Origin of the sequence: Ornithinimicrobium sp. F0845 (assembly GCF_023015765.1) — a bacterium.
In the GTDB taxonomy this organism is placed as follows: domain Bacteria; phylum Actinomycetota; class Actinomycetes; order Actinomycetales; family Dermatophilaceae; genus Ornithinicoccus.
Genome location: NZ_JALKAL010000010.1, coordinates 23,866 through 44,459 on the forward strand (window position 1 = coordinate 23,866; position 20,594 = coordinate 44,459).

At 70.9% G+C, this 20,594-nt stretch carries 18 protein-coding genes; 12 read left to right on the top strand and 6 right to left on the bottom strand.

The window, feature by feature from the left end; all coding sequences use genetic code 11:
• Nucleotides 1-21: 21 nt before the first annotated feature.
• Complete coding sequence (locus MWU75_RS14255; protein WP_247091961.1) at nt 22-1,560, bottom strand: peptidase S10; 1,539 nt, start codon at nt 1,558-1,560, stop codon at nt 22-24.
• 66 nt (nt 1,561-1,626) lie between these two features.
• Here MWU75_RS14255 and MWU75_RS14260 point away from each other — a divergent pair, with 66 nt between their 5' ends.
• Nucleotides 1,627-2,169 (top strand): 2'-5' RNA ligase family protein, encoded by a 543-nt coding sequence (locus tag MWU75_RS14260; RefSeq protein WP_247091963.1) that lies wholly within the window; start codon nt 1,627-1,629, stop codon nt 2,167-2,169.
• 59 nt (nt 2,170-2,228) lie between these two features.
• Here MWU75_RS14260 and MWU75_RS14265 read toward each other — a convergent pair whose 3' ends face one another.
• Together MWU75_RS14265 and MWU75_RS14270 are read right to left on the bottom strand one after the other, a co-directional pair.
• A complete protein-coding gene (locus tag MWU75_RS14265) occupies nt 2,229-3,521 on the bottom strand; it encodes a glycosyltransferase family 1 protein (RefSeq protein WP_348647779.1) in 1,293 nt (430 codons plus the stop codon).
• Nucleotides 3,518-4,609, bottom strand: coding sequence for a mannose-1-phosphate guanylyltransferase (locus tag MWU75_RS14270; protein WP_247091965.1), 1,092 nt, complete (start codon nt 4,607-4,609; stop codon nt 3,518-3,520). The genes MWU75_RS14265 and MWU75_RS14270 overlap by 4 nt, the downstream gene beginning before the upstream one ends.
• A 23-nt stretch (nt 4,610-4,632) precedes the next feature.
• Between MWU75_RS14270 and MWU75_RS14275 the strand changes: the two genes are divergently transcribed.
• Entirely contained in the window at nt 4,633-5,712 is a 1,080-nt protein-coding gene (locus MWU75_RS14275; protein ID WP_247091967.1) for a quinone-dependent dihydroorotate dehydrogenase, read from the top strand.
• A 122-nt stretch (nt 5,713-5,834) separates the two neighbouring features.
• On the opposite strand, the gene MWU75_RS14280 is transcribed toward MWU75_RS14275, so the two are convergent.
• The gene (locus MWU75_RS14280) at nt 5,835-6,050 is read right to left on the bottom strand and encodes a hypothetical protein (RefSeq protein ID WP_247091969.1); all 216 of its coding nucleotides are present in this window, start codon (nt 6,048-6,050) and stop codon (nt 5,835-5,837) included.
• Nucleotides 6,051-6,156: 106 nt separating this feature from the next.
• On the opposite strand from MWU75_RS14280, the gene MWU75_RS14285 reads away from it, so the two are divergent.
• The 8 genes from MWU75_RS14285 to MWU75_RS14320 all read left to right on the top strand — a co-directional run bounded on the left by MWU75_RS14285 (nt 6,157) and on the right by MWU75_RS14320 (nt 17,143).
• Nucleotides 6,157-7,206: a cyclic nucleotide-binding domain-containing protein gene (locus MWU75_RS14285; protein ID WP_247091976.1), complete on the top strand. Its 1,050-nt coding sequence runs from the start codon at nt 6,157-6,159 to the stop codon at nt 7,204-7,206.
• A 4-nt stretch (nt 7,207-7,210) separates the two neighbouring features.
• Nucleotides 7,211-9,826, top strand: a complete 2,616-nt coding sequence (locus tag MWU75_RS14290) for a tetratricopeptide repeat protein (protein WP_247091978.1) — start codon at nt 7,211-7,213, stop codon at nt 9,824-9,826.
• 47 nt (nt 9,827-9,873) lie between these two features.
• Nucleotides 9,874-11,118 carry an amidohydrolase gene (locus tag MWU75_RS14295; protein ID WP_247091980.1) on the top strand — a complete coding sequence of 415 codons (1,245 nt, stop codon included), beginning with the start codon at nt 9,874-9,876 and terminating at the stop codon, nt 11,116-11,118.
• Nucleotides 11,119-11,299: 181 nt separating this feature from the next.
• Nucleotides 11,300-12,430: a BMP family ABC transporter substrate-binding protein gene (locus MWU75_RS14300; RefSeq protein WP_348647780.1), complete on the top strand. Its 1,131-nt coding sequence runs from the start codon at nt 11,300-11,302 to the stop codon at nt 12,428-12,430.
• A gap of 103 nt (nt 12,431-12,533) precedes the next feature.
• Nucleotides 12,534-14,129: an ABC transporter ATP-binding protein gene (locus tag MWU75_RS14305; protein ID WP_247091982.1), complete on the top strand. Its 1,596-nt coding sequence runs from the start codon at nt 12,534-12,536 to the stop codon at nt 14,127-14,129.
• The gene (locus MWU75_RS14310) at nt 14,126-15,418 is read left to right on the top strand and encodes an ABC transporter permease (protein WP_247091984.1); all 1,293 of its coding nucleotides are present in this window, start codon (nt 14,126-14,128) and stop codon (nt 15,416-15,418) included. Before MWU75_RS14305 ends, MWU75_RS14310 begins: the two co-directional genes overlap by 4 nt.
• Complete coding sequence (locus tag MWU75_RS14315) at nt 15,415-16,734, top strand: ABC transporter permease (protein WP_247091986.1); 1,320 nt, start codon at nt 15,415-15,417, stop codon at nt 16,732-16,734. Before MWU75_RS14310 ends, MWU75_RS14315 begins: the two co-directional genes overlap by 4 nt.
• A 10-nt stretch (nt 16,735-16,744) precedes the next feature.
• The gene (locus MWU75_RS14320; protein ID WP_247091988.1) at nt 16,745-17,143 is read left to right on the top strand and encodes a cytidine deaminase; all 399 of its coding nucleotides are present in this window, start codon (nt 16,745-16,747) and stop codon (nt 17,141-17,143) included.
• Here MWU75_RS14320 and MWU75_RS14325 read toward each other — a convergent pair whose 3' ends face one another.
• Together MWU75_RS14325 and MWU75_RS14330 are read right to left on the bottom strand one after the other, a co-directional pair.
• Complete coding sequence (locus MWU75_RS14325) at nt 17,144-17,920, bottom strand: hypothetical protein (RefSeq protein ID WP_247091990.1); 777 nt, start codon at nt 17,918-17,920, stop codon at nt 17,144-17,146.
• Between the two features lie 48 nt (nt 17,921-17,968).
• Complete coding sequence (locus MWU75_RS14330) at nt 17,969-18,469, bottom strand: MarR family transcriptional regulator (protein WP_247091992.1); 501 nt, start codon at nt 18,467-18,469, stop codon at nt 17,969-17,971.
• A gap of 114 nt (nt 18,470-18,583) precedes the next feature.
• Here MWU75_RS14330 and MWU75_RS14335 point away from each other — a divergent pair, with 114 nt between their 5' ends.
• Entirely contained in the window at nt 18,584-19,159 is a 576-nt protein-coding gene (locus MWU75_RS14335; RefSeq protein WP_247091994.1) for an NADPH-dependent F420 reductase, read from the top strand.
• A 103-nt stretch (nt 19,160-19,262) separates the two neighbouring features.
• Entirely contained in the window at nt 19,263-20,558 is a 1,296-nt protein-coding gene (locus MWU75_RS14340) for a thymidine phosphorylase (protein ID WP_247091996.1), read from the top strand.
• Nucleotides 20,559-20,594 lie beyond the last annotated feature (36 nt).

Consider the following 20,594-nt stretch of genomic DNA (forward strand, 5'->3'; position numbering starts at 1 on the left):
GGGCTGACTGGCTCTGGTGACTCAGGGCTGACTGGCTCTGGTGACGAAGTCGGCGAGGTCCTGGGACTGCTTGGTCCGTGACGGCTCGTGGACATACATCATGTGGCCGGCCTCGTAGTAGCGGTGCTCGATGTTCTCGTGCAGCGCTGCCGGGATGTCCAGCTGCTCGAGCACCTCCCGCGCGGCGAAGAACGGGGTCGCCCCGTCGTACCACCCGTAGGCGACGTGGACCAACAGGTGCGGGTTGGCCCGCATGGCCCGGGCCAGCCGCGGCGTGACGTCGACCGACTTGCCCTCGAAGTCCGCGTAGGACCAGGGGTGGACGCGGGCCGAGATCTGCTCGTAGTGCAGGTCCGACTCGTAGCCCAGGTCCGCCCGCACGTGGTGGTTCCAGGCGGCGGCGTAGGGTCCGGCGATCGCGTCGTGGCTGGGATCTGCGTCCATCATCTCCGCGTTGCCGGCAGCGGCCGGGCCGGTGAACCGTGAGTCCAGCCGCCCGACCACCTTGCGCTCGTCGCGGAGCAGCTCGGTGAAGAACCTGATGTGCTCGATCCGCAGGTCGGCGCGGTCGACCCAGTGGGGGTCGAGCCCGGTCAGCTCGGCGAGCCGGGTCACGTGCTCGGCGCGCTCCTGCCCGGCCAGCCGCACGCCCCGGCTGAGGGCGTAGGGATAGTCCCTGGCGGCATACTCCTCGGCGGCCCGAACCACCGTCGACAGCGACTTGCGCCCGTGCTTGCCGTGGTAGTGGGCGACCGCGGCATACGTCGGGAGGAAGCCCGCGAAGGCCCGGTCGGTGTCCGGCTCCTGCAGTCCGATGGAGCCGAGGTCCAGCACGGAGGAGATCAGCATGACGCCGTTGAGGTACATGCCGTAGCGGGTCTGCAGGTGGTCGGCCAGGGCGGCCGCCCGCAGCGTGCCGTAGGACTCACCGGCCAGGAACTTCGGGGCCATCCAGCGCTGGTTGCGGGCGGTCCACAGCCGGATGATCTCCCCGACCGACTCGATGTCTCCGCTGAAGCCGTGGTAACCCTTGGCCTTGCCGCCCTCCACGGCCCGGGAGAAGCCGGTGGAGACGGGGTCGATGAAGACCAGGTCGGAGACGGTCAGCAGCGACTCCGGGTTGTCCACGAGGCCGTAGGGCGGGGGCTGCAGCGCACCCACGTCGCCCATCTCGACGCGACGCGGACCGAGGAGCCCGAGATGCAGCCAGACCGAGGACGAGCCCGGGCCGCCGTTGAAGGCGAAGGTGACCGGGCGCTCGGGGTCACCCTCGGCCCGCTCCACGACGTAGGAGGTCAGGAAGACCTCCGCCTTCGCCTTGGTGCCGGTGAAGACGTCGTCCTCGTAGACCTCCTCCCGCAGCACGATGCGTCCCGTCGTGGCGGTGTAGGACAGCGTCGACCGGCCGGCCTTCAGGGTGTGCTGGCTGGTGACCAGGTCGTCCTTGGGCTCGGCGGGGGTGGTGGACACGTCCGGCTGCTCCGGCGAGTCGCTGGAGTCGGGCGTCCCGGAGTTCGTGGTGCCGGAACTGGGCGTGGTGGTGTCGTCGGTAGGGGCCATGCCCTGACCTTAAACGCAGGGGCGGGGGTAGGGTCAGTGGTCGTGAGTCTCCAACGGTCCGGGCCCGTGACGGTTGGCATCGCCCTGCCGGTGCCGGAGCCGTGGGGGAGCCTGGTGCGGGAGGCCCGCATCGGCTACGGCGAGGCCCGCGCCCAGCACATCCCGACGCACATCACCCTGCTCCCGCCGACCGAGACCTCGACCGAGCTGCTCGAGGAACTGCTGGTGCACCTGTCCGAGCTGGCCCGGCACAGCCCGCCCTTCCCGGTCGTGCTGCGGGGGACCGGGACCTTCCGGCCGGTCTCGGACGTGGTCTACATCCAGGTCGCGCGCGGGGTCTCCTCCTGTGAGCAGCTGCAGCTCGGGGTGCGCAACGGACCGGTCTGGCGTCCGCTGGACTTCCCCTACCACCCCCACGTCACGCTGGCGCACGACCTGCCGCACGGCGTCCTGGACCGGGCGTTCGCCGAGTTCGGCGACCTCGTCGCGGAGTTCGAGGCGCGCAACTTCGTGGTCTACATCCACCACGGGGACGAGGTCTGGCGTCCGCTGGTGACCTACGAGCTGGCCGGCACGCCGGCGGAGGACGCCGCCCGCCCCGGTGTCTGAGCCACCCAGGCGTTGCCTGGGTCGCAGCCTGCAGTATGCCGTGTGGTTCCCGCGACCGTTCAGGCCACGGCGGGGCGGTGGTTGCCCATGGCGTAGGCGTAGTAGCCGAGCAGCTGCTCGGTGAGCGCCGGCCAGGAACGCTCCTCCACGCGTGCCCGTCCCGCGAGTCCCATGGCGCGACGGGTCCCGGCCTGTTCCGCACCGACCAGGGAGGCCACGGCCTCGCGCAGTGCGCCGGGACGGTCCGGGTCGAACAGCAGCCCGGTGCGGTCCGGGTCGATCAGGTCGAGCGGGCCGCCACGGGCGGGCGCGACCACCGGGAGGCCGGCGGCCGCAGCCTCCTGCAGAGTCTGCCCGAACGTCTCCCTGGTGCCCGTGTGGACGAACAGGTCGAAGGCGGCATAGCTGCGGGCCAGGTCGACGCCCTCCTGGCGGCCGAGGAGCGCGGCCCCCGGGAGCTGCTCGCGGAGCAGGTCGGCACTCGGCCCGTCCCCCACCAGGACCACGCGGGCGCTGGGCAGCCCGTTGAGCTCGGCCAGCCGGTGCAGCTCCTTCTCCGGGGCCAGCCGGCCGACATACCCGATGAGCAATTCGCCGCCGGGAGCGAGCCGTCGGCGGAGCGCGGCGGTCTCCGGGTCGGCCTTCCGGTCGGGATGGAACAACGCGGAGTCCACGCCGCGGCCCCAGAGGGCGACGCGGGGCACGTCGTGTGCCGCGAGGTCCTGCTGGGCCGCCGTGGACGGGGCGAGCGTGAGATCGGCCTGCGAGTGGATCCGGCGGATCCAGCGCCAGGCGGCGCGGGCGGTCAGGTCACCGATCGGCCCCGAGTGCTGACGGATGTAGCTGGGCATGTCCGTCTGGTAGACCGCCACGGACGGGATGCCCAGGGCCCGGGCTGCGATGAGGCCGCGGACGCCCAGGACGAACGGGGAGGCGACGTGGACCACGTCGGGGCGGAAACGGTGCAGCACGGTCTCCATCTCGTAGGACGGCAGGCCCACCCGGAACTGGCGCACCGGCAGGCTGCTGACGGTGTGGACGGGGAAGCCGGCATAGCGCTCGGGGGCAGCGGTCTCCGCCCACGGGGTCGTGCCGGGGGCGACGACCAGCGCCTCGTGGCCACCTGCACTCAGGGACTCCAGGACCTTGCAGACGCTGGTGGTCACGCCGTTGAGGGCGGGGAGGAAGGACTCGGTGACGATGGCGACTCGCACGTGACCCAGCGTGGCCGCCCCGGGTGGTGGACCGGCGACGTCGGGGGAGGTGTCCGGTGAGCGGGAGGTGACGAGCGGGTGACCCAGCGCGTCGCGCAGGTGCAGGCGTGGTTCCCGGTGACGCGGGGCGTGGCTCACGTGAGGTCCTCCCGCCCCGACTCCTGCAGCGTCTGCACGATGCCCTTGACGTCCTGCACACGCTCCCGGGTGGTCACCAGCAGGGCGTCGGGGGTGTCGATGACCACCACGTCCTCCACCCCCAGGGTGACCACGGTTCGCCCCGCGTGGGCGGCCACCAGGCCGGTGCTGTCACGGGAGATGACGTCATCGCGTGGACCCAGGACGTGCAGCCCGTCAGGATCGACCTCCAGCAGCGACATCAGGGCGGCGAAGTCGCCCACGTCGTCCCAGGGGAAGTCGGCCGGGACGACGGCCACGCGGCCGGCGTCCGCGGCGGGCTCGGCGACGGCGTGGTCGATGGCGATCTTGGTCAGCGACGACCAGGTCTGCTCGATCAGGGCCGGCTCCGCCGCGAGCTGACGCAGCGACTCGGTGAGTGCCGGGTGCCAGGCACCGAGGAGCTCCAGCAGCGTCGAGGCGCGCACCACGAACATCCCGGCGTTCCAGCGAAAGGCCCCGGAGGCGACGTAGGCCTCCGCGGTGGCACGGTCCGGCTTCTCGACGAACTGCTCGGCACGCCGGGCCTTGCGTGCGCCCGGCCACGGCTCTCCCATCCGGATGTAGCCGAACCCGGTGGCCGGGTAGGTCGGGGTGATACCGAGTGTCACCAGTGCCCCTGAGGCCGCCGTGGCCACGGCCTCCCTGACGCAGTCGTGGAAGGCCGCTGGGTCCCCGATGACGTGGTCGGCCGCGAACGACCCGATCACCGCCTCGGGGTCGCGGGCCTCCAGGACAGCGGCGGCCAGCCCGATCGCTGGCATGGAGTCGCGCTGGCTCGGCTCCACCAGAACCTGGTCGGCGGGCAGGTCCGGCAGTTGCTCGCGGACCGCCTCCGCGTGGCGGACCCCGGTGACCACCATCAGCCGCTCGCCGGTCAGCGGGGTCAGCCGCGACACGGTGTCCTGCAGCAGCGAGCGTCCGCTGCCGGTCAGGTCGTGCAGGAACTTGGGGACGGCGCGACGCGAGAGCGGCCACAGCCTGGTCCCCGCGCCGCCGGCGGGGATCACGCCCCAGAAGTGCTCCAGCTGCTGGTCGGACTCACTCACCCCGCCAGCATAGGGTGACCGGCGTGACCCCGTCCGACACCGACGTCCGCACCCGCGCGCTCGATCTGGCCTACCGACGGGGTGCGCGCCCCCTCCTGTTCCGGCTCGGCGGGGACGCCGAGGACGTCCACCACCGCACGGTCGACCTGGTCCAGGCGCTCGGGGCACGCCCCCGGGTGCGGGCCGGGCTGGCGCGCACCCTCACGAGCCCGGGCACGCCGGTGCACCTGCTGGGGCTCACCTTCCCCAACCGGGTGGGGCTGGCCGCCGGCATGGACAAGGACGGGCGGGGGGTGCGAGCCTGGGGCGCCCTCGGCTTCGGCCACGTGGAGCTCGGCACCGTCACTGCCCACCCCCAGCCGGGCAACGACCGACCCCGGCTCTTCCGACTCCCCGCCAGCCGGGCCGTGATCAACCGCATGGGGTTCAACAACGCCGGGGTGCACTCCCTGGCCGAACGGCTCCGGGAGGCCCGCGCGGAGGCAGCGATCGACATACCGGTCGGGGTGTCGATCGGCAAGACCAAGGCGACGCCGCTGGAGCACGCGGTCGAGGACTACCTGACCTCGGTGCGGGTCCTGCACGGGCTGGCGGACTACCTGGCCGTCAATGTCTCATCACCCAACACGCCGGGCCTGCGGGGGCTGCAGGACGCCGGTCCCCTCGCCGAGCTCCTGGGTGCGGTCGTGGACGAGACACGCCGACTGGCGGGGAACTCCTCGGCGACACCGGTGCTGGTCAAGCTCGCCCCGGACCTGTCCGATGCCGCGCTCGACCAGGCCCTCGAGGTGGCCGTCGGGGCGGGGGCCTCCGGCTTGATTGCCACCAACACCACGATCAGCAGGCGGCACGTGGCGCCCGTCGACCGGGCCGTGGCCGACCGGGAGGCAGGGGGCCTCTCGGGCGCCCCGCTGACCCGCCGCGCCCGCGAGGTCGTCAGGCGGATCCGCGTGGCGACGGACCTGCCGCTGATCGGCGTCGGCGGTGTGATGACCGCGGATGACGGTGTCGCGATGCTCGACGCCGGGGCGGACCTCGTGCAGGTCTACACAGGGGTGATCTACGCCGGACCAGCCCTCGTGAGGCGGCTGGCAGCGCTGTGAGGAAGGTGCGTGGGCTCGCGGGCGCGCTGAGGAAGGCGTGCGTGGGCTCGCGGCGCGCTGAGGAAGGCGTGCGTGGGCTCGCGGCGCGCTGAGGAAGGCGTGCGTGGGCTCGCGGCGAGGACTCAGAGGGGGTCGTCGCCGAGAGGCAGTCCAGCCGAGTGGCGGGTCTTGAGGGGGTTCACGAGAGCCGAGTGCCTGGTCTTGGTCGGCTCGAGCACGGGTCCAGCAAACGACGCTGTCAGCGGAGTCGAGAGGTTCTCCACGTCGGTTCCTGCACCATCCGGGGACAGTCCGAGCACGCCGTCGACGGCGGAGTCGGACCCAGATTCGGTGGTCATCGTCCAACGGTAGACCCGGGGGACCCCGCTTGTCAGCCGAGTTCGACCCCCATCTCCAGGTATTTGTGGCGCAAAGTCCTCGTCAGGAGCGTGTAAAGGTGCCACCATGGTCCTCGTGCACGTCCTCGGGCGCGGAACGTCGCTGTCGTGGATCCCCTCGGAGTCGGTCTCGGGCTGGCTCAAGGGCGGCTTTGACCTGCACCTGTCCCACTACGACAAGCCACCCGCGGACTTCTTGAGCGGGGTCGAGCAGGTCGAGCAGATGCGAGCCGACGACCGGTTCCGGTTCGCCAACGTCATCAGCGGCTGGGCGGACTTCACCGGCGCACGTCCCACGGCCGGGTGGTCGGAGGAGTCGGGGCTGCTGATGGGATCCACCACCGTCCGACTCGCCCTGGGCAGCGCCACCTTCCTGGGCTACTCCCTGCCCGTGCTGCGCGAGATCGCTCGGCCCGACGACGACACCTTCGTGCTCACCCAGACGGTGGGTGGGCGCACGGGAGTGCCGCTGCCGCGCACGGTGCGGCACCCCCCGTTCGTCCGGTGGCAGGCGCCGATCGTGTGGACGACCCTGACCCTGACGTTGCGCCGGGACGGCACCACGCAGGTCGAGCTGGTCGGGGCCAGCGCCTTCCCGCGGCACTGGGTCTATGACGAGACGGGCGCGCTGACCGCCAAGAGCGGGGTCGCCCTGCTGCAGGACTGGCTGGACCACTCGTTCGGGCCCCGCACGCCGTGGGGCAACCAGGACTCCACCGCGCTCGTCGTGGCGGCCGAGACGGCCATCGAGCGGAGGCTGTCGGGCGACATCATGGCCGGCGGCCGGCGCCGGAGCGTGCGTCCCGAGGTCCGAACCGTGCCGGAGGGATATCTGCTGACCCGGCAGGGAGAGCCGGGTGAACACGTGTTCCTGGTCCTCGACGGTGTCCTGGACGTGCTGGTCGACGACGAGCTGGTCGCGGAGGTCGGTCCGGGAGCCGTGGTCGGCGAGCGGGCCGTGCTCGGGGACGGCCTGCGCACGGCGACCGTCCGGGCCCGGACCCGCGCCCGGGTGGGACGCGTCCTGGGGACGGACCTCGACAGCTCGAGCCTGCACGAGCTGTCGCTGGGGCATCACCGGGAGGACGAGCAGTCCGAGGCGACGCCGGGGGAGTGACCAGGTGTCCGTGACGACCCTGCGCGCCCTGCCCGAGGGCACCATCACCATGATGTTCAGCGACATCGAGGGCTCCACGAAACTGCTCCAGGAGCTCGGGCCGCGGTATCGCGAGGTGCTCAGCGACCAGCGCCGCATCATGAGGGCCGCGGTCGCGGCCCACCGTGGACACGAGATGGGTACCGAGGGGGACAGCTTCTACGTGGTCTTCTCCTCGGCCGTCGACGCCGTGCGGGCAGCCGTCCAGGCCCAGGCGGAGCTCGTCAGGGTCGCCACCGGTGCCGACCACCTACGGGTCCGGATCGGGCTGCACACCGGTGAGCCGGATCGTCACGAGGACGGCTATGTCGGCCTCGACGTGCACCGCGCCGCGCGGGTCGCCGCGGCCGCCAACGGTGGGCAGATCGTGCTGACCGCCCAGACGTGGGCCCTGGTCCGGGGCAAGGTCGCCGGCACCGCCAAGGACCTGGGGAGACACCGGCTCAAGGACATCAGCACACCGGAGCACCTGCTCCGGCTCGTGCCCGCCGGACTGGAGGACGAGGACCGCCCGTTGCGCACGGTCGGAGCGACCGCGAGCCTGCCCACGCCGCCGAACTCCCTCGTGGCCCGAGAGGGGCTGGTCGCCTCCGTGGACACGCTCCTGCGGCACCGTGAGGTGCGGCTGGCGAGCCTGGTCGGACCCGGTGGTGTCGGCAAGACCCGGGTGGCGATCGCCGCCGCGCAGAGGTGCGCCGACTGGGTCACCGATGGCGTGTTCTTCGTCGGGCTCGCAGACGTCCGCAGCAACGACGACGTGTGGACCGCGATCGCCGACGTGACCGGTGCCCCTGCCACCGAGCGGAGCCCCGCCGACCTCCTGCGGTGGCTGCGTGACCGCAGCGTGCTCCTGGTGCTCGACAACGTCGAGCAGCTGCCGCAGATCCATGAGGTGGTCTCGCAGCTGATTGCCGGGACCACCGAGCCCGAGGTCCTGCTGACCTCACGACGGCCGCTCCATGTCCTGGGGGAGCGCCTCATCCCCGTGCCACCCCTCGACCCGGACGACGCCGTCGAGCTCTTCGTCGAGCGGTTGGCAGCGGTCCGGCCCGGTGAGCCCCCGGACCGTGCCGTGGTGCGCGAGCTCTGCGCCCGCGTGGACGGCATGCCACTGGCGATCGAGCTGCTCGCCGCGCGAGGTCAGCTGCTCGGCCCGGAGGCGATGCTGGACCGGCTCACCGACGGCCTCGACCTCCGCAGCCGGTCGATGGACCGGCCGGACCGGCAGCGCTCCCTGCGGGCAGTGCTCGACTGGAGCTACCGGCTGCTGGACCCGCCGACCGGCACCGCCTTCCGCCAGCTCGGGGCACTCGCCGGCACGTTCGGTCTCGCCGACGCCTGCGCCGTCCTGGGGGTCGAGGAGGATGACGCGCTGGAGGCGCTGCTCGACCTGGTCGAGGCCAGCCTGGTGATGGCCGTGGAGGCGCCGGGCGGCGCGCCGGAGTTCCGACTGCTGCGTGTGGTCGGCACCTATGCGCTGCGCCTGCTGGAGCAGGACGAGAAGGAGCTGGTCGCGGTCCGGTCACGTCTGGCGGGCTGGGCCCACGAGTGGGCCCAGGACGTCGTCACGGGGCTGCGCAGCCAGGCCCACCTCGCCACCCGGGACCGCCTCGGCCGGCGCCAGGAGCTGATCCGGCGGGTGCTCGAGGAGTCCCTTCGACCCGGCAGCCCGGATGCCGTCGTGGGTCTGGAGCTGTGTGCGGACCTGACCTTCTACTGGTACTCCTGCGGCTACGCCGCCGAAGGTGCGAAGTGGCTGTCACGCGCCCAGCAGGCCTCGGAGGGCCTGGAGGACGTGGTGGTGAGCAAGACCCTCCACGGACTGGCGATCATCCTGATGCAGCAGGGACAGGTGGCGGAGGCCGAGACGCTGCTGCGGCGGCTGTTGGCCACCTGGACCGCGCTCGGCGAGGACGACCGCTCCTGCATCACGCTCAACAGTCTGGCCCTGGCCCGCCGCATGCAGGGTGACATGGACGAGGCGGGGGAGCTGTTCCGCGAGGCGATCCAGCGGGCGCGCGCGTCGGAGAGCGACAAGCTGCAGGTCAACGCCATGTCCAACCTGGCCCTGCTCGAGCTCGACCGCGGCAGTCCGAGCGAGGCCCTGGGGCTGATGCGCGAGACGCTCGCCCTGGACACCCGGCTCGGGGACCCCTGGGGCGTCTTCGCCGACCATGTCAACATCAGCACGGCCCTGCTCGTGCTCGGTGACGCCGCCGAGGCGGGCCGGGTGCTCCTGCAGCACGGTCCGGGCGGGCTCGGGCTGGGAGACACCGACCTCTCCCTGGAGATCGTGGAGAACCTGGCGTGTGTCTGCGCCGCCGAGGGTCTGGACGAGAACTGCGCGCGCATGATCGGCGCGGCAGCCGAGGGCCGGCGCGCCGCCGTCCTGCCCCGTCTGGGTCCGGACCTGGAGCGGCTCGAGACGCTGCTCGCCGACAGCAGGGCCAGACTCGGGCCGCGGTGGGAGGTTCTCGCGGCCGGTGGCTCCGATCTCGGGCTGGAGGGCGCCTTCGAGATGGGGGTGCGCGCCCTGGCTGCGACGGACCGTGTGCACGGTGCCGGCGCACCGGCGAGGTAACCTGACCAACGGCCGACTTCCCGACCCGACCCAGGACCCTGACTCGCGTGACGTTGCACGACCTTCCCCACACCACCGCCCCCGTTCCCGCGACGGACGACCTCATCGATCGTGCCGTGGCCGCCGTGGAGTCCCGCCGTGAGGAGATCCTGGCCCTGCGCCGCGACGTGCACAGCCACCCGGAGGTCTCCTGGCAGGAGCACCGCACCACCGCGGTCGTCATGGAGCGGCTCGAGGCCGCCGGTGTCGAGGTGCGGGCCATGGCGGGCAGCGGGGCCGTCGCCGACCTCGGAGCACCGAACCCGCGGGTCCGGATCGCGCTGCGCGCCGATCTCGACGCCCTGCCGATCGAGGAGGAGACCGGTCTCCCGTTCGCCTCGCGCGAGCAGGGGGTCTGTCACGCCTGCGGCCACGACGTGCACACCGTGGCGGTGCTCGCCGCGGGCCTGGCGCTCAGGTCCCTGCAGGATCGCCTGGAGAGTATGTCGCTCGGCATCCGGTTGATCTTCCAGCCCGCCGAGGAGTCCATCCCGGGGGGAGCCCTCAAGGTGCGCGAGGCGGGGTGGATCGAGGGAGTGGACCGCATCCTGGCGGTCCACTGCGATCCCTCCATCGACGTGGGCACGATCGGCCTGAAGGTCGGCCCCATCACGGCGGCCTCGGACTCGGTGCACGTCACCCTGACCGGGCGCGGGGGCCACACCTCCCGCCCCCACCTGACCCAGGACCTGACCTTCGCCCTCGGCAAGGTGATGACCGACGTCCCGGCCGCCCTGTCGCGGCGGCTCGATCCGCGGTCGGGCAACGCACTGGTCTGGGGCGCGGTCCGGGCGGGCACCGTCGCCAACGTGATCCCCTCGCGCGGTGAGTGCGTCGGGACCCTGCGGATGCTGGACTCCGAGACCTGGGCCACCACCGGGCCCCTGATCGAGGAGATCGTGCACGCGGTCGTCAGCCCCTACGGCGTGCGCGCGGAGGTGCGCCACGTCCGCGGAGTCCCGCCCGTGGACAACGACCCGGCCACGATCTCGGCGATGACCGCCGCAGCCGGCGCCGTGCTCGGGCCGGCCGCGGTCGTGCCGACCAAGCAGTCGCTGGGCGGTGAGGACCTGGGCTGGCTCCTCACCGACGCGCCGGGGGCGATGGCGCGGTTGGGGACGCGCACACCCGGGGGTGAGACGCACGAGCTGCACCAGGGCGACCTGGTCGTCGACGAGGAGTCGGTGCTGATCGCCGCCAAGTTCCTGGCGGCCGCGACCCTCAGCTCGGTGGGGCCAGACGGCCTCGTGTGACCCTGCCTGGTGCGACCCCCTCGGGTGTCGCCACCCCGGCGGGGGTGACAGGAACCCCATCGTTACTCTAAGGTCACGAATTCGACACCAAAGTGTCGACCGGCGGCCTGGTGGACCTCGCGTCCACAGTCGCCGCGTTAGCATTCCCGTGATCACGTCCCCATACCCGAAGGAGTCCCCCGTGCGGGTCCTTAAGATCGCCGCTGTCAGTGCGGCCGCCGTCATGGTTCTCGCAGCGTGTGGCGAGGCCCCGGACGAGGAAACCACCGAAGGCGGCGACAACGCCGCCACCGAGACCGACGACGTCGCCGAGGACACCGAGGCCGCAGGCCCGGACAACTCCGACTTCAAGGCGTGCATGATCTCCGACGCCGGTGGCTTCGACGACCAGTCGTTCAACCAGGCCGCCCACTCGGGCCTGACCGCTGCCAGGGACTCCCTGGGCATCACCATCGCCGACGCCGAGTCCAACTCCGACGCCGAGTTCGCCCCCAACATCGACGCGATGGTCCAGCAGGACTGCAACTTCGTCATCGGTGCCGGCTTCCTGCTCGAGGACGCCATCCAGGCCGCGGCCGAGGCCAACCCGGACACCAACTTCGGTCTCGTCGACTCCGGCTTCTCGGACGAGAACTTCGCGCCGGTCGAGATCGAGAACGCCAAGCCGATCCTCTTCAACACCTCCGAGGCAGCGTTCCTCGCCGGCTACCTCGCCGCGGGCATGACCGAGACCGACAAGGTGGCCACCTTCGGTGGTCTGCCGATCCCGTCGGTGCAGATCTTCATGGACGGCTTCTCCGACGGCATCAACAAGTACAACGAGGACAACGGCACCGCCGTCGAGCTGCTCGGCTGGGACAAGGAGGCGCAGAACGGCTCCTTCGCCAACAGCTTCGACGACCAGTCGCAGGGTGCGGCGCTGGGTGAGCAGTTCATCTCCCAGGGGGCGGACATCATCATGCCGGTCGCCGGCCCGGTCGGCCTGGGCACCGCCTCGGTCGCCGAGGGCACCGACACCAAGCTGATCTGGGTCGACCTGGACGGCTTCGAGACCACCGAGTACGGCGACCTCATCCTCACCTCGGTCCTGAAGGAGATCGGCTCCGCTGTCGAGGGCGCGATCACCGAGACGGTCGAGGGCTCCTTCACCAACGAGCCTTTCGTCGGCACCCTGGAGAACGGCGGCGTCGCCCTGGCGCCGTTCCACGACTTCGAGGACGCCGTCCCGCAGGAGCTGAAGGACAAGCTCGCCGAGTACGAGGAGATGATCATCTCCGGCGAGCTCGTGATTGAGTCCCCGAACGCTCCCTGACCCACTGAGCGCGGAGGCTGACAACTCTCCGGTGTAGCGGCCCAGCCGGTCACGGCTGGGCCGCTACGCTGTCCCCGACCGACTAGCGATGGAGTCAGGAGCGATGAAGCTCGAACTGCGTGGGATCACCAAGACCTTTGGTCCGCTGGTGGCCAACGACCACATCGACCTGGTGGTCGAGCCGGGTGAGATCCATGCCCTGCTGGGGGAGAACGGCGCGGGCAAGAGCACGTTGATGAACGTGCTGTACGGCCTCTACGACCCCGACGGCGGGCAGATCCTGCTCGAGGACCGACCGGTCACCTTCGACGGCCCGGGTGATGCCGTGCGCGCGGGGATCGGCATGGTGCACCAGCACTTCATGCTGGTGCCCGTCTTCACGGTGGCGGAGTCGGTCGCGCTGGGCTACGAGCCCGCCGGACCGGGCGGCATACTCGATCTGCAGGCCGCCCGGCGCAAGGTCGAGGAGATCTCCGAGCGGTTCGGATTCCACGTCGACCCGGACGCCCTGATCGAGGAGCTCCCGGTCGGTGTGCAGCAGCGGGTCGAGATCATCAAGGCGCTCTCCCGCGACGCCAAGGTCCTCATCCTGGACGAGCCCACCGCGGTGCTGACGCCCCAGGAGACCGACGAGCTGATCAAGATCATGGGTGAGCTCCAGGACGCCGGCACCTCCATCGTGTTCATCACCCACAAGCTGCGCGAGGTCCGCGCCATCGCGGACCGGATCACCGTCATCCGGCGCGGCAAGGTGGTCGGCGAGGCGAGCCCGGAGTCGACCGAGACCGAGCTGGCCTCGCTCATGGTCGGCCGCTCGGTGAGCCTGGCCGTGGACAAGACGCCCGCCGAGGTGCACGACAACTCGCTGGTGGTCTCCGACCTGACCGTCCTGAACGGCAGCACCCCTGTGGTCGACCACGTGAGCTTCACGGTGCAGGGCGGCGAGATCCTGGCGATCGCCGGCGTGCAGGGCAACGGGCAGACCGAGCTCGCCGAGGTCATCCTCGGCATCGACGAGGCGGCGGCGGGCTCGATCACCCTGGACGGCAAGGAGCTCCTCGGTCTGACCGTCCGGCAGCGACTGCGGGCCGGCATCGGGTTCGTCCCGGAGGACCGGTCGACCGACGGTGTCGTGTCGAGCTTCTCGATCGCCGAGAACCTCGTTCTCGACCTCTATGACACGGAGCCCTTCGCCAAGGGTGTGTCGATGTATCCGGCGAGGGTCGCGGAGAACGCCGAGGTGCGCACCCAGGAGTTCGACGTCCGCCTCACCGACATCCAGGACCCCATCTCCACCCTGTCGGGCGGCAACGCGCAGAAGGTGGTGCTGGCTCGCGAGATGTCCCGACCCCTGCGCCTGCTGGTGGCCTCGCAGCCCACGCGTGGCCTGGACGTCGGGTCCATCGAGTTCGTGCACAAGCGGATCGTGGCCGAGCGGGACCACGGCACGCCGGTCCTCATCGTCTCCACCGAGCTCGACGAGGTGCTGGCCCTGGCGGACCGCGTGGCCGTGATGTACCGCGGCCGCATCATCGGCATCGTCGATGCCCGGGAAGCCGGTCCCGCCGGGATCAACCGCGACGTGCTCGGCCTGATGATGGCGGGCGTCCCGCTGGAGGATGCGGTCCAGCAGGCGGCCAGCCACCAGTCGACGCTGGCCGGCGCCGATGCACTGGCTGACGGAAAGGACCTGACGTGACCGAGTCGAACACCCCGGCTCCCGAATCCACGCCGGAGCAGCCCGCCTCGTCGCCCACGGCCGACCGGGGAGAGGACCCGCGCTCCGGCTCGGCCATCCTGCGCCAGATCGTCGGGGGCGACGTGGTGATCTCCATCCTGGCGATCATCATCGCCCTCGTGATCGGGGCCGTGCTGATCGCCTTCGCGGACGAGGACGTCGCCGACTCGATCAGCTACGTCTTCGCCCGCCCCAGCGATTTCCTCGGCTCCGCCTGGAGCGCGGTGTCCGACGCCTACATCGCCCTGTTCCGGGGTGCCATCTTCGACTTCCAGGCCGACACGTTCAACCGCGCCGTCCGCCCGATCACCGAGTCGATGACCTTCGCGACGCCGCTGATCCTCGCCGGGCTGGGCATCGCGGTGGGCTTCCGCGCCGGGCTGTTCAACATCGGTGCGCAGGGCCAGATCATCGTGGGCGCCATCGTGGCCGCCTACCTCGGCTTCGCCTTCGACCTGCCGCCGGTGCTGCACGTGCTGCTCTGCGTCCTCGGTGGCGCCCTCGGCGGCGCGCTGTGGGGTTTCATCCCGGGCATCCTGAAGGCCCGCACCGGCGCCAACGAGGTGATCGTGACGATCATGCTCAACTGGATCGCGGTCTACCTCGTCGCCTACGTCCTCACGTTGGGCAAGTTCAACGCGAGCGGCACGGGACTGCGCAGCCCTCAGATCGGCCCCAACGCCGGCTACCCGTCACTGATCCCCGACTTCCTGGTGCCGGGCAACACCTTCCGCCTGCACTGGGGCTTCGTGGTGGCGATCCTGGCCACCGTCTTCGTCTGGTGGCTGCTGGAGCGCTCGACGATCGGCTTCGAGATCCGGGCGGCGGGAGCCAACCCGCACGCCGCCCGCACCGCGGGGATGTCGGTGGGGCGCATCACCGTGCTGACGATGGTGATCGCCGGAACCCTGGCTGGCCTCGCCGCCACCTCACAGGTACTGGTCGACGGAGGGTCCCTGACAGCCGGCGTCGCCGCGACCTACGGCTTCGACGCGATCACGGTGGCCCTGCTGGGGCGGTCCAAACCCCTGGGCACCTTCATCGCCGGGCTCCTCTTCGGGGCCTTCCAGGCCGGCGGCACCCTCATGCAGTCAGTGACCTCGACGCCGATCGACATCGTCTTCGTCGTCCAGTCCGTCATCGTCCTGCTGATCGCCGCCCCGCCCCTGGTCCGGGCGATCTTCCGACTCCCTGACCCCGACGCATCGCCCAAGAAGGTCCGGGCCACAACGAAGGAGGCCGCAGCGTGAGCACGCCAGTCATCCCGGTGACCGCGGGCACCCCCGGCGACGAGCTTCCCGGCGCCGCCGTGCTCGGGAAGATCTCCTACCGGATCCCGATCACCTACGCCGTCCTGGCCCTCGCCGCCCTCCTGGGACTGGTGGGGACCATGATCGGGCGGGAGGGCGTGTGGAGCCAGGAGACCGAGTTCCAGTCCAGGTACGGCGACCAGTGGTTCACGATCCCCAACTTCAGCGTGCCCTCGATGCTGACCGTGATCGTGCTGACCGTCGTCCTGATCGCGGCGGCGGTCTACGGCTACCTGCTGACCCGTGACCGTCGGACGGCGCCACTGTGGCTGCACATCGTCGTGGGCCTGGCCTTCGTGCTCGCGTTCCTCACCTGGGCCGGCGCGGGCAAGACCTCGGTGATCCCGGTGACCTCGCTGCTGGCGGGTGCACTGGCCCTGTCGGTGCCGCTGATCTTCGGCGCCATGTCCGGCGTGATTTGCGAGCGTTCGGGCATCATCAACATCGCCATCGAGGGGCAGCTCCTCTTCGGTGCCTTCGCGGCCGCCGTCGTCGCCTCGCTCCTCACCGCCCCCTACCTCGGTCTCATCGCGGCCCCCATCGCCGGTGGCCTGGTCGGCGCGCTGCTGGCCTGGTTCGCGGTGTCCTACCAGGTCAACCAGATCATCATCGGTGTGGTGCTCAACACGCTGGTGCTGGGCCTGACCAGCTTCTTCTTCTCCACGCTGCTCGCTGACAACGCCTCGACGTGGAACGCGCGCCAGCCGCTCGGGGTGATCGAGATCCCCCTGCTGAGCCAGATCCCCATCCTGGGTCCGGTGCTGTTCCGGCAGACCATCCTGGTCTACCTGATGTATGTCACGGTCATCGTCCTGCAGATCATGCTGTTCCGCAGCCGCTGGGGACTGCGCACCCGGGCCGTGGGCGAGCACCCCAAGGCCGCCGACACGGTGGGCATCCACGTCAACAAGCGACGGGTGTGGAACACGATCCTCGGAGGTGCGGTCGCCGGTCTGGGCGGTGCCTTCTTCACGGTCGGCAGCGGGCTGGCCTTCGGCCGGGAGATGTCCGCCGGCAACGGCTTCATCGCCCTCGCCGCGATGATCCTGGGCAAGTGGAACCCGACGGGGGCGCTGGTGGCGGCCCTGCTATTCGGCTTCTCCAAGAACCTCGGCAACGTCCTGGGCACCATCGGCTCGCCGATGCCGTCCCAGCTCCTGGCCATGCTGCCCTACGTCATCACGATCTTCGCGGTCGCGGGGCTCGTCGGCCGGGTGCGGGCACCTGCCGCCGAGGGCATCCCCTACACCAAGTGAGGTCGTGCTGATGGAGACCCCCGGGGTCGACTGGGACGCGCTGCGGGCTCGTGCGATCGAGTTGATGGAGCGCGCCTACGCGCCCTACTCCGGCTATCCCGTGGGCGTGGCCGGTCTGGTCGACGACGGGCGGGTGGTCGGCGGTTGCAACGTCGAGAACGCCGGCTACGGCGTGACGCTCTGCGCGGAGTGCGGCATGGTTTCGGAGCTGGTCGCCACGGGCGGCGGACGCCTGGTGGCCGTGTCGTGCGTCAACCATGCGGGCGCGACGATCATGCCGTGCGGGCGGTGCCGCCAGCTCATCTGGGAGCACGGCGGCGCCGAGTGTCTGCTTGCGACGCCCGAGGGTGTGCTCCCGATGTCGCAGGTGCTGCCCCAGGCGTTCGGGCCGGAGGCGCTGGCACAGTGATCAGCTGCCGCTGAGCAGGCACTCCTGCGGCAGGCCGGCCGCCAGCATCCTGGTCGCCTGGACGCCGTCTGCGGCGATGAACAGTGCGGTCCCTCCGATGCCCCGGACCTTCTCGTGGACCGCCTTGACCGTCCCGGCGTCGATGGCCATCCGGCCCTCGGCCGGCGGGATGAACGTCTGCTCGGCGGGCGGGGTGGCGTTCGCGGGCGGGGTGGCGTTCGGGGCCGTGGCGCCGTTCGCTGGTGGGGTGTCGTCCGGTGCCGTGGCGCCGACCGGGGTCGTTTCGGGTCCGTCCGCGGCGCTCTTGCGTGCGACCCGGGCCGGGTCCAGCGGCTCGTGGCTCATCGCGCGGGCCAGCTCGTCCATGATCGTGCGGTCGTCCGCCCGGCCACGTTCGGGCGCCGCGAAGATCACTTCCCCGTCGCGGACCTGATAACGCTGGACGGCGAGGCTCGCCTCCTTGTCCCGGTTGAAGGTGGTGTAGGCGATGGCCTCACCCTCCTCCTGACCCGGCACGTCCGCCGTCTCCGCGCGTGCCGGGAGGTTGGCCTGGGCGGCGATGACCAGCATCTGCGGGGCGAGCCCGATGGCCAGCGTGGGGGCGAAGGTGAGCGCGGCGGCCATGCGTGGCGCGGTCACGACGGCGAGAACGCGGTCGTCGCGGAGCGCGATCAGCGACACCGGCATCGTGGTCTCTCCACCCGGCTGGTGGAGGGAACGGCGCTTGAGGTCCTGCACCGCGGGGACGATCTGCTTCATGGCCTGGGCGAGTTTCACGGGCACAGGATCGCACACCCCCAGGCGGCGGACGCGATCGTCGCGCCGCTAGAGATCGTCTAGCGCGTGCCGGGAGTAGGGCACGCTCATGTGACCCTCCGGATCGAGCACGCCCAGGAGCGCCTCGGTGATCTCGCCCAGCTGGGTCACCTGTTCGGGCGTGAGCGCGTCGAAGACCAGGCTGCGGACCTGCTCGACGTGCTCCGGGGCGGTGACGAGGACCTTGTCCCAGCCGACCTCGGTGAGACGGGCCATCGTCACCCGCCGGTCGTCGTGGGCTGTCGTGCGCTGCAGGAGCCCGCGCGCCTCCAGACGCCGTGCCACGTGTGAGAGGCGAGGGAGGGTCGCGTTGGTGCGCACCGCGAGCTCGCTCATCCGTAGGGAACGCTCGGGCGCCTCCGACAGCATCGCCAGCACGTAGTACTCGAAGTAGGTCAGGTCTGCCACCCGTCGCAGGTGGGAGTCGAGCTGGGCGGGCAGCAGCTCCAGGACGGCGACCATGCGCACCCAGACCCGTAGGTCCTGGTCGTCCAGCCAACGGGTGGTCATCGGTCGGATCCGTGTGTGGCCATGATCACACCCTAGCGCAGAGGTTGTGGGAACAACCAACTCCCGTCCAGTGTATTAATTGATAGAACAACTAATACGAGAGGAAGTCCCCACATGACACACATCTCCATCATCGGCACCGGCGCGATGGCTCAGGCGATCTCCGGCATCGTCACCAAGGGTGGCAACACCGTCGAGCTGCTCGGCCAGTCCGACGCCGCGCGGTCGATCACCGGCGACATCGTGGTGCTCGCCGTTCCGTACCCCGCGGTGGACCAGGTCATCGCCGAGCGTCCCGGCCAGTTCGACGGGAAGATCGTCGTCGACATCACGAATCCGCTGAACTTCGAGACCTTCGACTCCCTCGTCGTCCCGGCGGAGGGGTCCGCGGCTCAGGTCATCGCCGAGAAGCTGCCGAACTCCACGGTGCTCAAGGCGTTCAACACCACGTTCGCCGGGACTCTCGCCTCCGGGGCGGTCGGTCCGCTGCCCACGACCGTGCTCATCGCCGGTGACGACAGCGACGCCAAGGCCACCCTGTCCGGGATCGTCAGCGCCGGTGGCGTGAAGGCCGTCGACGCAGGCGCCCTCAAGCGTGCGCGGGAGATGGAGGCCCTTGGCTTCCTGCAGCTGACCCTCGCCGCGAGCGAGCGCATCTCCTGGACCGGCGGCTTCGGCGTCGCCGCCTGACCGTCCTCACCGCCGCGTGCCGTCGTCCTCCGGGGCGGCGGCACGCTGTCGTATGCCGTCGCTCACCCTGCCGATTTCCCTCCCGGTGAGGTTGGATGGGGTGGTGAGCGAATCCTTCGACACCGTCGACATCATCCGGGCCAAGCGGGACGGGCAGCAGCTGACCAGCGAGCAGATCGCCTGGACGATCGATGCCTACACCCGCGGGGTGGTCGCGGACGAGCAGATGTCTGCCCTCGCGATGGCGATCCTGCTCAACGGGATGGACCGCCGCGAGATCAGTGACTGGACGGCCGCGATGATCGCCTCGGGGGAGCGGATGGACTTCAGCTCCCTCAGTCGTCCGACGGCGGACAAGCACTCGACCGGCGGCGTGGGTGACAAGATCACTCTTCCTCTGGCCCCGCTCGTGGCGGCCTGCGGCGTCGCGGTGCCGCAACTCTCCGGGCGCGGGCTCGGCCACACCGGCGGCACGCTCGACAAGCTGGAGTCCATCCCGGGCTGGCGCGCGGATCTGTCCAACGAGGAGATGCTGGCCCAGCTTGAGGAGGTCGGCGCGGTGATCTGCGCTGCTGGGTCCGGTCTGGCCCCGGCCGACAAGCGGCTCTACGCCCTGCGCGACGTCACCGGCACCGTCGAGGCGATCCCGCTCATCGCCTCCTCGATCATGAGCAAGAAGATCGCCGAGGGCACCGGAGCCCTCGTGCTCGACGTCAAGGTCGGCTCCGGCGCCTTCATGAAGGACCAGGAGCAGGCCACCGAGCTCGCGCGCACGATGGTCGAGCTGGGGACGGACGCCGGTGTGCACACGGTGGCGCTGCTCACCGACATGTCCGTCCCGCTCGGCCTGACGGCCGGCAACGCGCTGGAGGTCCGCGAGAGCGTCGAGGTGCTCGCGGGCGGGGGTCCGCCCGATGTCGTCGAGCTGACCGTGGCCCTGGCTCGCGAGATGCTCGCCGGCGCGGGCAAGGACGACGTCGACCCCGCCGAGGCGCTCGCGGGCGGTCGTGCCATGGACACGTGGCGGGCCATGATCTCGGCCCAGGGCGGTGACCCCGATGCGGCGCTGCCCCGCGCGAGGGAGACCCAGCAGGTGGTGGCCGACGCGGACGGGGTCCTCACCCGTCTGGATGCGTTCCAGGTCGGTGTCGCTGCCTGGCGTCTCGGCGCGGGCCGAGCCCGCAAGGAGGACCCGGTCCAGGCAGGCGCGGGAGTCGAGTGGCACGCCCGCCCCGGCGACACGGTACGCGCGGGCCAGCCGTTGCTGACGCTGCACACCGACACCCCGGAGCGGTTCGACCGAGCCCTCGACGCGCTCAAGGGGGCCTGGCAGATCGAGGCCGAGCACACGGCATACTCCCCGGGGCCCCTGGTGATCGATCGCGTCGCGGCGGAGTAGCGACGCTCGTGCCACTGTCGTGGCTTCGATGGTCAG